Genomic DNA, 11989 nt, shown 5'->3' with positions numbered 1-11989 from the left:
AGCCCCAAGATGCTGTCGATCGGCATGCACTGCCGCCTGCTCGGCCGCCCGGGCCGCTTCCGCGCGCTGCAGCGCTTTCTCGACTATGTGCAGGGACACGACAAGGTGTGGATCTGCCGCCGTGTCGACATCGCCCGCCACTGGGCGCAGGTGCACCCGTTCCAAGCCGCGGGCGATGCCGCAGCCGTGGGCACGATGCCCGAGGAAGTTGCCCCGGCCTGACAAATGCCGTCCGTGTCGCCATATTTGTGTACGATATAGCCGTCTTTCGTCGCCAGTTCCGGCGACAGGCTGAAATGTCCGTCCCCTGATATGGCAACCACATCGAAGAAGGCGGCGCCCGGCGCGGCAGCAAAAACGCCGCGCCGGCCCGCATCCAAGGCAACCCTGAAAACAGCACCCAAGGCCGCCGCCAATGCCGCACCGGAGGAAAGCGCCGGCCCGGAGGCCGCCGCCAGCGAAGCTTCCGCCACCGAGGCCATCTACCTCAGCCTGCTGACCGCGATCATGGAGCATCGCCTGCTGGCCGGCACCAAGCTGGTCGAGGAACGGCTGTGCGAAGTGACCGGCGCCAGCCGGGCCCGCATCCGCCAGGTCTTCGCGCGCCTGGCGCATGAGAAGCTGGTCACGCTGGTGCCCAATCGCGGCGCCTTTGTCTCCAGCCCCACGGTGGACGAGGCGCGCGAGGTGTTCCAGGCGCGCCGCGTGGTCGAACCCGCGCTGGCGGCCGAACTGGCCCAGCGTGCCACGCCGGCCAAAGTCCGCAGCCTGCGCCGCCATGCCATGGAAGAAGACAACGCGCGCGCGCGCGGCGACCGCGCCGCGATGATCCGCCTGTCGGGGGAATTCCATATCCTGCTGGCGGAGATGGCCGGCAATGCCATCCTCGAAAAGCTGATCCGCGAGATGGTGTCACTGACCTGCCTGATCATCACGCTGTATGACCGCCCCGGCGCACCGGCCTGCGCCGAGCATGAGCACCGCCAGCTGATCGACGCCATCGAGCAGCGCGACGCCGCGCGCGCCAGCGCGTTGATGGCGGAACACCTGGAACACATCGAGGGTTCGCTCGACCTGAGCGTGCCCGACAGCGGCGCGCCGGACTTCTACAGCATCTTCAGCAAGGGTTGAAGCACGGTGCGGGGGCGCCAGCGCGCGCCTCATGGCCGGCATTGCACTCCGCGCCCGGCAACCTAGACTGGCTGCATAACAATGCCGCGCGCAATGCGCCGCAGGGAGGTGCGCCATGGCTGTCGCTGCAGAACCCGTCACAACCGCCCGTCCACCGCTGGCCTTCGAACGGCTTTACGCGGATGCCGCCGGCGAATCCCACTTCGGCCCCATTTCCGTTGCCATCACCGAGCGCCTGTTCGCGCCGCCCGCGCGCGCCTTCTGGGTGTCGCCGCTGGACGAAGCCGCGCGGCAGGGCTTCCTGCTGGTGCCGGCCGGCTGGGTGGGCGCACTGCACCCGTCGCCGCTGCGCATGTGGATTTTCGTGCTGGCTGGTGCGATGGAGTTCGAAGCCAGCGATGGCGAGCGCCGGCCGCTGTCGGCGGGCAGTGCGCTATTGCTGGAAGACACCACGGGCAAGGGGCATGTCAGCAGGGTCGTCGGTACTGCCGATGCCACGCTGGCCGTGGTGCAGTTGCCGGAGAACCGAAGCTGAGCCCGCGGCGTGCCGGCAGGGCTGTGGCCACGCAACACGATCACGGAGCCCCATGATGATTGCTCCCGAGCCAGCGGCTCCGCCCAAGCCCGCGCCGCAACTGGTGCCCAACGGCTACCGCCAGGGCATCATCACCGCGATCACGGTGCTGCTCGGCTTCTCGCTGGCGTTCTGGCGGTTCTGGGGCTTCGAGAGTCCCGGCCACTGGAACCTGCGCGCGCTGTTCGCCGCGGTCTCGCTACTGGCCGCGGTGTCGCTGCAGATCGTGGCGCTCTACCGCGCGCTGCGCATCGAGGACGATGCAGTGGATGAATACCGCAAGACCGTGCGATGGTTCATCGCGTCGGCGCTTGCGCTGCTGGTCGGGCTGGCCGTGGCCATGATAGACGCGGCACTCGGCCCCTAGGCCGCCCGGCAATCACGCTATCCGGCCCGGGAACGAACCTGCGCCTGCTCCTGGCTGGCGTCGCAGATAGCGCACCTGCAGCACCGCCCCCGCCAGGAATACCAGGAACAGCACGCCGACGATCCCCTTCAGTTCCGGCGCTTCCGCATTGGCAAAGACCGGATTGCCCACCGGCAGGCGCGTGCCGGTCTCGGTCAGGCCCGGGATGAAGTGGAAGAACACCGTCAGCGACAGCGACACCACCTCCACGTAGCGGCTCATGCGCCCGAATGCACCGCGTGCCGCGCAGACCGCGACCGCCAGCACCAGCAGCGTGACGATGCCCAGCACATGGGGCTTGCCGAATCCGCCGTGCTGGAAGATGCCAAACCCGGTCAGGCAACTCAGCACGGTGCCGATGACATAGGCCAGTCCGAGCCGGGTATGCAGGCGCACCATGCCGGTGCTCGAGAGCGCCACCAGGCCGCAGGCCAGTCCCGCCAGACTGATCAGGGTATGGATGATGCCAAGCTGCGTGAGTCCGAGCATGATGGTGCCTCCAGCCGGGTGGGTGCCGCAATGGATCTGGACAGGCGTGGCGGCGCGCAAGACAAGGCGAGTTGCGTGGGGGCGGGCCGCAACAGCAAGCCTTCATGTAAGGCGAAGCTTGCGGGGATTGCAAGGATGGCGGCAGCCGCGGGGCACCCGCCTTTGCCGATGTCAGAGCATCGGGGCACCGGCCCTTGCAGACTGCGCCATGGCCTGGCGCGCCACCGCGACCTCGGCCCTGCCGCGCCGGTGCGATCCCTGCAGGCGGCGCAGCGCCGCAGCGGCACCCGCCTCGATCATCACGCACAGCACGAAGTAGAGCAGCGCAACCGCTGCGAACACTTCCGCCGCATAGCCCATGCTGCGGCCATTGACCTGCGTGGCCAGTGTCGACAGCTCACTGACGCCGACGATATAAGCCAGCGACGTATCCTTGGTCAGCGCCACCCAGGTGTTGGCCAGGGACGGCAGCATGGCGCGCAGCGCCTGCGACAGCACCACATGCCAGAGTGCCTGCGTGCGCGACATGCCCAGCGCCAGCGCCGCCTGGCGCTGGCCCGCGCCGATCGCGGCAATTCCCGCGTGCAGGCTCTGCGCGATAAACGCGGCGCCCACCAGTGCCAGCGCCAGCACCACGGTCAGCACTTCGCTGACCTGCACGTCGGCCAGCATCGGCAGCAAGAAGTAAGTCCAGAAGATCAGCATCAGCACCGGCACCGCGCGCAGCAACGCCAGCACGGCGCGCAGCACGCGCGTGACGCTGGACGGCGCAAGCTCCAGCAGCAGCGCCAGCGCAATGCCCAGCACCGTGGCGCCGGCGCAGGCGAGCGCCGCTATCCACAGCGTCAGCGCCGCGCCGGCCAGCGGGCCCTCGGGGAAAGCGCCTTTGAGCAAGTAGGGCAGCTGGCCCCATACCAGCGCCAGGCCCGCCGGCAGGCTTGCCATCCCATCAGGCATGACGTGCTCCGGTCCAGCCGAGGCGCCTGAGCAAGGCCGGCGCCGCCGCCTGCAGCGACAGGATCAACGCCGCATAGAGCAGCGTGGCAATGCCGAAAGCCTGGAAGGCCATCAGCGTATCGGTCTCGACCTGGCGCGCGGTGTAAGAGAGTTCGGCAAAGCCGATCGCCATGGCCAGCGAGGTGTTCTTGATGGTCTGGCAAAACTGCCCCACCATCGGCCACGCCGCAATCCGCAGCGCCTGCGGCAGCACGATGCGCCACCACGCGGCACGCGGCGCGAAGCCCAGCGCCAGCGCCGCGGCGAACTGCCCGCGCGGCACCGCGGCGATTCCGGCTTCGAGTTCCTGCGCATAGAAGGCGCTGGCATACAGGGCGATGCCGAATACGCTGGCCAGCGCTTCCAGCGACGGCGCGGGAATGGCCACGGCACACATCTGGAGGCCGCGCCAGTCCGAGATCGCGCCGATGGCCGCATCGCCCAGCAATTGCGCGGCACCGAAGTACCAGAAGAACAGCTGCACCAGCAGCGGCGTCTTGCGCAGCAGCCCGATCACCGCATTGGCCGCGATGGCCACGGGGCGCCACGGCACCCTGCGCAGCGCCAGCCAGGCTGCGGCCAGCGCGCAGCCGAGCAGGAACACCGCCAGCGACAGCGCCACCGTCATGGCAAAGCCGCCGAGCAGCCAGTGCAGGTATTTGGCCGGCAACGACTGCCAGAGAATGGAAACCATGGGTCAGGGGCGATCAGGCTGTGGCGTGCTTACTTGACCGTGCTGCCGATGGTGAAGTCGCGTGCCAGCGGCGCCTGGCTCTTCGGCCCGAAGTACTTGTCGTAGATGCGCGCCGCCGTGCCGCTCTTCTCCAGCTCCAGCAGGATCTGGTCGATGGCGGCCTGCAGACGCTCCTCGCCCTTGGGCACGCCCACGCCCATGTATTCGCGCGTCAGCGTGAAGGGCGAGATCTCGAACTGGTCGCGGTTGGGCAGCGTGGCCAGCAGCGCGCCGAGCTTGGCGCCGTCCTGCGCAAAGGCCTGGATCGCGCCGGTGCGCAGCGCCTGCAGCGCCAGCGGCGAATCGTCATAGGCGATCACGCGCGCGTCGGGGTAGCGCTGGCGCAGCGTGGTTTCCTGCGTGGTGCCCTTGTCCACGCCCAGGCGCCAGGCCTTCAGTTCATCGGGCTGGCGCAGCGCCCCCTTCCTTGCGATGAACTGCAGCCCGCTGGCAAAGTAAGGCGTGGAGAAGCCGATCTGCTGGCGGCGTTCATCGGTGATGGTGAAGTTGGCCGCGACGATATCCACCTTCTGCGAGGCCAGCAGCGGAATGCGGTTGGCGGGGTTGGTGGCGCGGAACTCCGCCTTGACGCCAAGGCGGCTGGCAATCTCGTTGGCATAGTCGACATCCAGGCCCGCTGGCGCATGCGTCTTCGGATCGACAAAGCCGAACGGCGGGTTGGCATCGAACACGCCCACGTGCAGCACGCCGGCCTTGCGGATATCGTCGAGGCGATCCGCCAGCGCGGTACCGGAGGCCATGACGGCAACGCCGGCGACGATGGCGCCGCGCAGCAGGAAGGAACGGAAGGACATGGAAGGCACTCACTGAAGTCTGGATGGGCAGACGATAGCGGTGCGCGCCCCGATCAGGAACGAATGGTTTCGCAGATGGATATGCCGCCATGCCGGGCGGCGCGCGCTCAGGCGCCGAGAATCTCGATGCTGTCGACGCGGTCCGGGTAGAAGGCCAGGTGCGAGGCGATCGCCGCCACCGCGGGGTAAGGCGTCTCGTAGCTCCACACCGCATTGCGCGCGCGCTCGCCGCCGGCGGGGATGGAGAAGTAGCTGCAATCGCCCTTGTATGGGCAGTACGTTGTGTGCGCGGTACGCTCCAGCTGCGCCATGTCGACATGCTCGCGCGGGATGTACTGCACCGGCGGGTAGGTCGCCTCTTGCAGGGTCAGCGCCGCGTCGCTGTCTGCAATGGCAATGCCCGCCACCCTGACCACCACCCTGCCGGCCGTCGGCTTGATGGTGATCGGGTGGTCGGGGCCGGGGATCCTGACTGGCTTGTCGGTCATGGCGCGTCCTCCTGCAGGGCATCGTCACGGGGGCGATGCTGCATTCTAGGCGTTCGCCGCGCGGCCGGCCGGCCGCGCCCGATGGTTCAGCCCAGCCGCCGCTATTCGACCTTGACGTTGGCCTTCTTCACCAGTGCGGCGTAGCGCGTGGCCTCGCTGCGGAAGAAGCTGGCGGCCGCCTCGGGTGTGCCGGGCTCGATCACGGTGGCCTGCTTCTTCATGGCCTCCAGCACTTCGGGCGAGGTGAAGGCCCTGGCAAATGCGTAATGCACGCGCTTTACCTCTGCCGGCGGCATGCCGGCGGGGCCGACCACGGCAAACCAGCCGGCGACGTTGTAGTGGGGCAAGCCTTGTTCGGCGATGGTGGGGATCTCCGGCGCGGCGGACGAGCGCTTGTCGCCGCACACGCCGATCGCGCGCAGTGTGCCGGCCTTCAGGTGCGGCGCCACCGCGTTGAGCGCAACCACGCCCAGTTCCACCTGTCCGGCGATCAGGTCGTTCATCATCGGGCCCGTGCCCTTGTACGGAACGTGGCGCGCACTCACGCCGGCCTCGTCCAGGAACATCTCCCCGGCCAGGTGGATGATGGTGCCGTTGCCGGACGAGCCGTAGTTGTAGCCGTCGGGCCTGGCCTTGAGCAGCGCCACCAGTTCCTTCACGTTCCTTGCCGGCACCTTGGGATTCACGACAAGCACCAGCGGCGTGGTGCCGATCACGCTGATCGGGGTGATGTCCTTGATGGCATCGAACGGCATGGTGCGGAACACGCTCGGGTTGATGACATGGTTGTTCGAGACCAGCCCGAGCGTGCTGCCATCCGGCTGCGCCTTGACCACGGCCGCGGCCCCGTTGATACCGCCGGCGCCGGGCAGGTTCTCGATCACCACCGGCTGGCCAAAGGCCTTGCCCAGGGCCGGACCGGCCGCGCGCGCGATGGTGTCCACGCCGGAACCGGCGCTGATCGGCAGGATCAGGCGCACCGGTTTGCCGGTATTGCCCTGCGCGAGCGCGCCGATGCCGGGCGCGGCCAGCGCGGCGGCCACGGTGGCGGCCAGCGCCAGCGCTGACTTGAGAAGGATGCGACGGGGGTGCATGAGGTTGTCTCCGTATCGTTATCGTAGGATCTTTGCGGGCTGCCGCTGTGCCGCGGCATGCCCGTCGTGGTACCGGTCAGCCGGCGCGGCCCTGGCCGAGCTGCGACAGGATCTCTTCGTTGTGCTCGCCGGCCCTGGGCAGCGGCCGGCGCACGCCCGGGCGGCGCCCGCCCATCAGCAGCGGCAGCAGCACCGTGGGCGTGGTCGAGCCGTCGTCGGCCTGCATCGGCACCAGCCCGCCGCTGGCAAGCAGGTGCGGATCGTCGAGCAGCTGGTCCGGGCGCACGATCGGCGCATAGGGGATGCCGGCGGCTTCGAGCCTGGGCGCCAGTTCTGCGCTGCGGTGGTGGCGCAGGATCGCGCCCAGCTCATCGAGCAGTTGCGGACGCACCGCCACGCGCGAGGCATTGCTGGCGTACTCGGGCTTGCCGAGAAGCTCCGGATGCTCCAGCACCTGGCACAGCGTCGCGAACTGCTTGTCGCTGACCGCGCCGATAAACAGCTGCTCGTCGCCGGCCAGCGTAAAGACGTCATACACGCTCCACGCCGACACGCGCGACGGCATCGGCGGCGGCGCCTCGCCGGTCATCGCAAACTGCTGCATATGCTGCGAAGCCAGGAATACGCAGTTCTCGAACAGCGCGCTCTGGATCTCCTGGCCGCGCCCGGTGCGGTCGCGCTCGCGCAGCGCGGCCAGCACGCCGATGGCGCCGAACATGCCGCCCATGATGTCGTTGACCGAGGTGCCCGCGCGCAGCGGCCGCCCGCTTGGGCCGGTCATGTAGGACAGCCCGCCCATCATCTGCACCACCTCGTCGAGCGCCAGCCGGTTCTCGTACGGGCCGGGCAGGAAGCCCTTGTGCGAGACGTAGATCAGGTGCGGGTAGTCGCGCGACAGTGTGGCGTAGTCCAGCCCCAGCTTCTGCATCAGGCCGGGCCGGAAGTTCTCCAGCAGCACGTCGCTCTGGCCCGCCAGCTCGGCCGCGGCGGCACGCCCTTCCTCGGTGGTGATGTCCAGCACCACGCTCTTCTTGTTGCGGTTGAAGGCGCGGAAGAAGCCGATGCCCAGGCCCGGCAGGTTGCGCGTCTTGTCGCCGCCGGGCGGCTCTACCTTGATCACCTCGGCGCCCAGGTCGGCCAGGATCATGCCGCAGGTGGGGCCCATCACCATATGCGTGAATTCGACCACGCGGATGCCGGCCAGCGGCAGGGAGTTGCTGTTGTCTTGGGTCATCTTGCGTCTCAGGCAGCGGCGCCAGCAGGCTGGGCCGGGAAGGTCTTGGGCAGGCCGGCGCGCCACAGCGTGCCGTGCAGGGTTTCGTCCTTGAGCCAGCCAGCCACGTCTTCACGCAGCGCCAGCAAGCGGCCGATATCGATGCCGGTGTCGATGCCCATGCTGCCGAGCATGTAGGCCAGGTCTTCGGTCGTGACATTGCCGCTGGCGCCGGGCGCGTGCGGGCAGCCGCCGATGCCGGCCAGGCAGGCGTCAAAGCGGGTCATGCCGGTTTCCAGCGCCGCGTGGACGTTGGCCAGGCCAAGCCCGCGGGTATCGTGGAAATGGCCGCACCAGAACCGATCGCCGGCGATATCGACGGCGCGCGCAAACAGCTCGCGCACCATGTGCGGGTCGGCATAGCCGACGGTATCGGCCAGGCTGACGCGGTCGGCGCCGGCATCGAGCAGCGCCTGCATCAGGCGCAGCACTTCATCGGGATCGACATGGCCCTGCAGCGTGCAGCCGAACGCGGTGCCGACACCGCCTTCGATCAGCGTCTTCGCGCCGCTGGCATCGCGCGCGGCGCGGATGCGCGCCACTTCAGCCACCACTTCATCCGGCGTCTTGCGCAGGTTGGCCAGGCTGTGCGCATGGCTGGCCGACAGCGGCACGAGCATCAGGTCCGCGCCGCTGGCCAGCGCATCCTGCGCGCCGCGCAGGTTCGGCACCAGCACCGAGACGAACAAACCCGGCAGCGTGCGCGCGAACGCGACCAGCTGCGCGGTATCGGCCAGTTGCGGCAGCAGGTGCGCGGGCACGAACGAGCCCACCTCCAGCTCGCGCAGACCGGCCGCGTACGCGCCGCGGATCCACGCTTCCTTGCTGGCCGTGGGCAGGATGGTGCGGATGCTCTGCAGGCCATCGCGCAATCCGACTTCGCGGATAACGGCGTGGCGGGGAAAGGGAACAGACATGATTCAGGGGCTTCCGGTTTGCGCCCCGCGGTGGGGGCGACGGAAGAACTCTATGAGTTTCTGCCCAAGAGCTGAAGCGGTGATTCGCGCACGATAACATTCCGAACCAGAATGTCTGCCGGGCGCCGCACAACTACATCCAGAAATTCCCGGATGAATGATTACCGGCAACCAAAGGGGCTTAACATTCCATTCCGGAAACACGCAGCCCCTTACCATGCGAGACCTCGACCTCACCACCCTGCGCCTGTTCGTCGCCGTCTGCGAAACCCGCAACATGGCGCGTGCGGGCGAGCAGGAGCACATCGTGGCATCGGCCATCAGCAAGCGGCTGGCGCAACTGGAAGGGACGGTTGGCGCAACCCTGCTGGAACGGCGCCGCCGCGGCGTGATCCCGACGCCCGCGGGCGAAATGGTGCTGGCGCATGCGCGCGCCATGCTGGCGGCGGCGGACCGCGTCGCGCGCGACATGGCCGACTACGGCGCAGGCATACGCGGGCAGGTGCGGCTGCTGGCGACGGTGTCCTCAATGGCAGAATCGCTGCCGGACGATATTGCCGCCTTCCTGCAGCAGCCGGCCAACCGCGATGTGCGCGTGACCATCGAGGAAAGCCTGAGCAGTGACGTGGTGCAAGCGCTGCGCGAGGGCTCGGCACCGCTGGGCATCTGCTGGGACGCGGCCGACCTGGAAGGCTTCCAGACCCGGCCCTACCGCACCGACCAGCTCGCGGCAGTGGTCCACGCCTCGCATCCGCTGGCGCAGGCCGAGGACTGCCGCTTCGAGGACACGCTGGACTACGACCATATCGGCATGCCCGCCCAGACCGCGGTGCAGACCATGCTGACGCGCTATGCGGCCATCCTCGGGCGCGGCATTGGCTACCGCGCGGTGGTCTCGACCTTCGACGCTGCGCTGCGCTGTGTGCGTGCCGACCTGGGCATCACCATCATCCCGGCCGAGATCGCCACGCCGATCGCGCCTACCTTCGGCCTGCGCGTGATCCCGCTGCGCAACGACTGGGCGCGGCGGCGCTTTGCGATCTGCTTCCGCGACCTGGAACTGCTGTCGCCGGCGGCGCGGCTGCTGGTAGCCTTCCTTGAACAGACCGCGGCGGCGGAAGCGGCGGCCGCCCCCGCGGACACCACGCCAGCGCGCAAGCCACGGCGCAATCGGCAATGACGCGGCGTGGCGCGCAACTTCCTGTGCCGTTCAAGGGTTAGCCCGAGGCAATTTCGCAAGCAAATGTTGGGGAGCGGTGCGTAGACTGGCTTGCGTTTTTCGCCCCGGCCCACGATGGTAAAAGCCGGCCCCCGGGCGATGCTGACCCCGACCATGCGCGCCACGACGGCGCAGGAGCACGCAAATGAACTTCAACGGCAAGAACGTATTGATCACCGGCGCACGCGGCAACCTGGGCCGCGCCGTGGCACAGGCCTTCGCGCAGGCAGGCGCGCGCGTGGTGCTGCTGGACCGGCATGCAGCGCCGCTGCCCGAAGCGGGCACCGGCCACCTCACGCTGCAGGCGGACCTGCTGGATGCCGCCAAGCTGAGCGAGGCCGTCGCGCAAGCGGTTCAGGCATGCGGCCGCATCGACGTGGTGTGCAACCTGGCCGGCGGCTTCGCCATGGGCCCAAGCGTGCATGAAACCAGCGCCGAGGCCTGGAATCACGTGTTCGACATGAACGTGGGCACGGTGCTGAACATGGCGCGCGCGGTGGTGCCGCACATGCTGGCCGCCGGCGGCGGCGCCATCGTCAACGTGGGTGCCAACTCGGCGGCGCGCGGGCTGGCGCAGATGAGCGCTTATTGCGCCTCGAAGGACGCGCTGGCGCGTGTGACCGAATCGATGTCGGCAGAGCTGCGCGACCAGGGCATCCGCGTCAACGCGGTGCTGCCCAGCGTGCTGGATACGCCCGAGAACCGCCAGGCCATGCCGGATGCCGATGCCGCGCGCTGGGTCAGCCTGGATGCGCTGGCCGACGTGATCCTGTTCCTGGCCTCGGATGCGGCGCGCGCGGTGCAGGGCGCGCTGCTGCCGGTGGTCAACCGCGCCTGACGCGGGGCTTGCGCGCGGCCGGCTCGGCCGCGCTGATGGCGCTGGCCGCCTCCTGGATCTGCTGGCGCAGCCAGCGCCGCAGCCGGTCGGCATCGGTGCGCGCGTGCCAGATCTGCATCATGTCGACGTGGGGCAGCGCGAACGGCACCGGCAGCAGCACCAGATCAGGGTCGCGCGCCACGGCCTCTTCCGCGACCGAGCGCAGGCAGGTCAGCAGCAGTTCCGTGCCGCGCACCAGCCGGCTCGGCGCAAGGAAGCTCGACAATCCCGCCACCACCCTGCGCTTGTGCCCCTGCCGGGCAAGCGCACGGTCAACCACGCCGTTGAGGTCGCCGGTCAGCGTGGTCAGCAGGTGTTCGCACGCCAGGAAGGCGTCGAGATCCAGGCCATCGGCGATGCGCGGATTGGCGCGCGAGGCCAGCACCACGAAGTCCTCGCTGCACAGCCGCTGCTGGTGGAAGGTATCGGGCAGGTTCTCATAGAAACCCGCGATCGCCAGGTCGCAGGTGCCCTTCTCCAGTTCCTCGCGCGGCAGCTCGCCGCGCGTGTTGTGCGTGACCAGCACCACGCCCGGCGCCTGGCTGCGCAGCCGCGGCAGCAGGGCGGGCAGCAGCAGCTGCTCCATGTAGTCGGTGGTGTAGATGTGCAGGTGCTCGCTGCGCGCCAGGTAGTCGTGGCCGGCACAGGCATCATAGAACGCGTCGAGATCCCCGACCAGCCGCTGCACCTGTGGCGCCAGCGCGTGCGCGCGCGGCGTCGGCGTCAGGCCGCGCGGCGCACGCACGAACAGCGGATCGCCGAGCTCGTCGCGCAGGCGGTTGAGCTTGTGGCTCAGCGCCGGCTGGCTCAGCGCCATGCGCGCGGCCGCGCGCGAGGCATTGCCCTCCTGATACAGCACGTGGAACACGTACAGCAGGTTCAGGTCCTTGCTGCCGATATTCATTTTTTGGATAGCAGAGATCGAATAATAGAAGTTTTCGAATCATAGTCCGCTGCCTAGGATGTTGCCAGTGCCG

General features: G+C 68.6%; 14 protein-coding genes and 1 pseudogene. 6 read left to right on the top strand and 9 right to left on the bottom strand.

Features of this window, described 5'->3' with window-relative positions; genetic code table 11:
* The 4 genes and pseudogenes from AC3WQZ_RS25530 to AC3WQZ_RS25515 all read left to right on the top strand — a co-directional run.
* Positions 1–222, top strand: a pseudogene (locus AC3WQZ_RS25530) (allantoinase); the annotation flags it as partial.
* A 90-nt stretch (positions 223–312) separates the two neighbouring features.
* Positions 313–1131: a GntR family transcriptional regulator gene (locus tag AC3WQZ_RS25525; RefSeq protein WP_010810760.1), complete on the top strand. Its 819-nt coding sequence runs from the start codon at positions 313–315 to the stop codon at positions 1129–1131.
* A gap of 115 nt (positions 1132–1246) precedes the next feature.
* A complete protein-coding gene (locus AC3WQZ_RS25520; RefSeq protein ID WP_010810761.1) occupies positions 1247–1666 on the top strand; it encodes a cupin domain-containing protein in 420 nt (139 codons plus the stop codon).
* A gap of 55 nt (positions 1667–1721) precedes the next feature.
* Positions 1722–2072 carry a hypothetical protein gene (locus tag AC3WQZ_RS25515; RefSeq protein ID WP_037024831.1) on the top strand — a complete coding sequence of 117 codons (351 nt, stop codon included), beginning with the start codon at positions 1722–1724 and terminating at the stop codon, positions 2070–2072.
* Positions 2073–2084: 12 nt separating this feature from the next.
* Here the strand turns inward: AC3WQZ_RS25515 and AC3WQZ_RS25510 are convergent, their stop codons facing one another.
* The 8 genes from AC3WQZ_RS25510 to AC3WQZ_RS25475 form a co-directional block, all read right to left on the bottom strand.
* Positions 2085–2600, bottom strand: a complete 516-nt coding sequence (locus AC3WQZ_RS25510; RefSeq protein WP_010810763.1) for a DUF2306 domain-containing protein — start codon at positions 2598–2600, stop codon at positions 2085–2087.
* A gap of 171 nt (positions 2601–2771) precedes the next feature.
* Positions 2772–3557 (bottom strand): amino acid ABC transporter permease, encoded by a 786-nt coding sequence (locus AC3WQZ_RS25505; RefSeq protein ID WP_492301471.1) that lies wholly within the window; start codon positions 3555–3557, stop codon positions 2772–2774.
* Positions 3550–4290 (bottom strand): ABC transporter permease subunit, encoded by a 741-nt coding sequence (locus AC3WQZ_RS25500; RefSeq protein WP_010810765.1) that lies wholly within the window; start codon positions 4288–4290, stop codon positions 3550–3552. Before AC3WQZ_RS25500 ends, AC3WQZ_RS25505 begins: the two co-directional genes overlap by 8 nt.
* Positions 4291–4319: 29 nt before the next feature.
* On the bottom strand, positions 4320–5144 hold the full coding sequence (locus AC3WQZ_RS25495; protein WP_010810766.1) for an ABC transporter substrate-binding protein: 825 nt from the start codon (positions 5142–5144) through the stop codon (positions 4320–4322).
* Between the two features lie 107 nt (positions 5145–5251).
* Positions 5252–5632 carry a DUF427 domain-containing protein gene (locus AC3WQZ_RS25490; protein WP_010810767.1) on the bottom strand — a complete coding sequence of 127 codons (381 nt, stop codon included), beginning with the start codon at positions 5630–5632 and terminating at the stop codon, positions 5252–5254.
* A 101-nt stretch (positions 5633–5733) separates the two neighbouring features.
* Entirely contained in the window at positions 5734–6726 is a 993-nt protein-coding gene (locus AC3WQZ_RS25485; RefSeq protein WP_492301469.1) for a tripartite tricarboxylate transporter substrate binding protein, read from the bottom strand.
* A gap of 76 nt (positions 6727–6802) precedes the next feature.
* Positions 6803–7960: a CaiB/BaiF CoA transferase family protein gene (locus AC3WQZ_RS25480; RefSeq protein ID WP_492301467.1), complete on the bottom strand. Its 1158-nt coding sequence runs from the start codon at positions 7958–7960 to the stop codon at positions 6803–6805.
* 8 nt (positions 7961–7968) lie between these two features.
* Positions 7969–8916, bottom strand: coding sequence for a hydroxymethylglutaryl-CoA lyase (locus AC3WQZ_RS25475; RefSeq protein WP_492301466.1), 948 nt, complete (start codon positions 8914–8916; stop codon positions 7969–7971).
* A 217-nt stretch (positions 8917–9133) separates the two neighbouring features.
* Here AC3WQZ_RS25475 and AC3WQZ_RS25470 point away from each other — a divergent pair, with 217 nt between their 5' ends.
* Positions 9134–10096, top strand: coding sequence for a LysR family transcriptional regulator (locus AC3WQZ_RS25470; protein WP_492301464.1), 963 nt, complete (start codon positions 9134–9136; stop codon positions 10094–10096).
* Between the two features lie 184 nt (positions 10097–10280).
* Complete coding sequence (locus tag AC3WQZ_RS25465) at positions 10281–10973, top strand: SDR family NAD(P)-dependent oxidoreductase (protein ID WP_010810772.1); 693 nt, start codon at positions 10281–10283, stop codon at positions 10971–10973.
* On the opposite strand, the gene AC3WQZ_RS25460 is transcribed toward AC3WQZ_RS25465, so the two are convergent.
* A complete protein-coding gene (locus AC3WQZ_RS25460; RefSeq protein WP_010810773.1) occupies positions 10960–11916 on the bottom strand; it encodes a LysR family transcriptional regulator in 957 nt (318 codons plus the stop codon). The genes AC3WQZ_RS25465 and AC3WQZ_RS25460 overlap by 14 nt on opposite strands.
* Between the last annotated feature and the right edge of the window lie 73 nt (positions 11917–11989).

Source organism: Cupriavidus sp. FW305-26, from assembly GCF_058787975.1.
The sequence above is the reverse complement of the archived record's forward strand: the minus strand, read 5'-3'. Positions and strand labels throughout refer to the sequence as shown.

Bases quoted from the DNA above. Each gene is read 5' to 3' on its own strand.
- AC3WQZ_RS25470 (WP_492301464.1), top strand. From the start codon at position 9,134: ATGCGAGACCTCGACCTCACCACCCTGCGCCTGTTCGTCGCCGTCTGC.
- AC3WQZ_RS25485 (WP_492301469.1), bottom strand. From the start codon at position 6,726: ATGCACCCCCGTCGCATCCTTCTCAAGTCAGCGCTGGCGCTGGCCGCC.
- AC3WQZ_RS25480 (WP_492301467.1), bottom strand. From the start codon at position 7,960: ATGACCCAAGACAACAGCAACTCCCTGCCGCTGGCCGGCATCCGCGTG.
- AC3WQZ_RS25505 (WP_492301471.1), bottom strand. From the start codon at position 3,557: ATGCCTGATGGGATGGCAAGCCTGCCGGCGGGCCTGGCGCTGGTATGG.
- AC3WQZ_RS25510 (WP_010810763.1), bottom strand. From the start codon at position 2,600: ATGCTCGGACTCACGCAGCTTGGCATCATCCATACCCTGATCAGTCTG.
- AC3WQZ_RS25460 (WP_010810773.1), bottom strand. From the start codon at position 11,916: ATGAATATCGGCAGCAAGGACCTGAACCTGCTGTACGTGTTCCACGTG.
- AC3WQZ_RS25475 (WP_492301466.1), bottom strand. From the start codon at position 8,916: ATGTCTGTTCCCTTTCCCCGCCACGCCGTTATCCGCGAAGTCGGATTG.
- AC3WQZ_RS25515 (WP_037024831.1), top strand. From the start codon at position 1,722: ATGATTGCTCCCGAGCCAGCGGCTCCGCCCAAGCCCGCGCCGCAACTG.
- AC3WQZ_RS25525 (WP_010810760.1), top strand. From the start codon at position 313: ATGGCAACCACATCGAAGAAGGCGGCGCCCGGCGCGGCAGCAAAAACG.
- AC3WQZ_RS25495 (WP_010810766.1), bottom strand. From the start codon at position 5,144: ATGTCCTTCCGTTCCTTCCTGCTGCGCGGCGCCATCGTCGCCGGCGTT.
- AC3WQZ_RS25465 (WP_010810772.1), top strand. From the start codon at position 10,281: ATGAACTTCAACGGCAAGAACGTATTGATCACCGGCGCACGCGGCAAC.
- AC3WQZ_RS25500 (WP_010810765.1), bottom strand. From the start codon at position 4,290: ATGGTTTCCATTCTCTGGCAGTCGTTGCCGGCCAAATACCTGCACTGG.
- AC3WQZ_RS25520 (WP_010810761.1), top strand. From the start codon at position 1,247: ATGGCTGTCGCTGCAGAACCCGTCACAACCGCCCGTCCACCGCTGGCC.
- AC3WQZ_RS25490 (WP_010810767.1), bottom strand. From the start codon at position 5,632: ATGACCGACAAGCCAGTCAGGATCCCCGGCCCCGACCACCCGATCACC.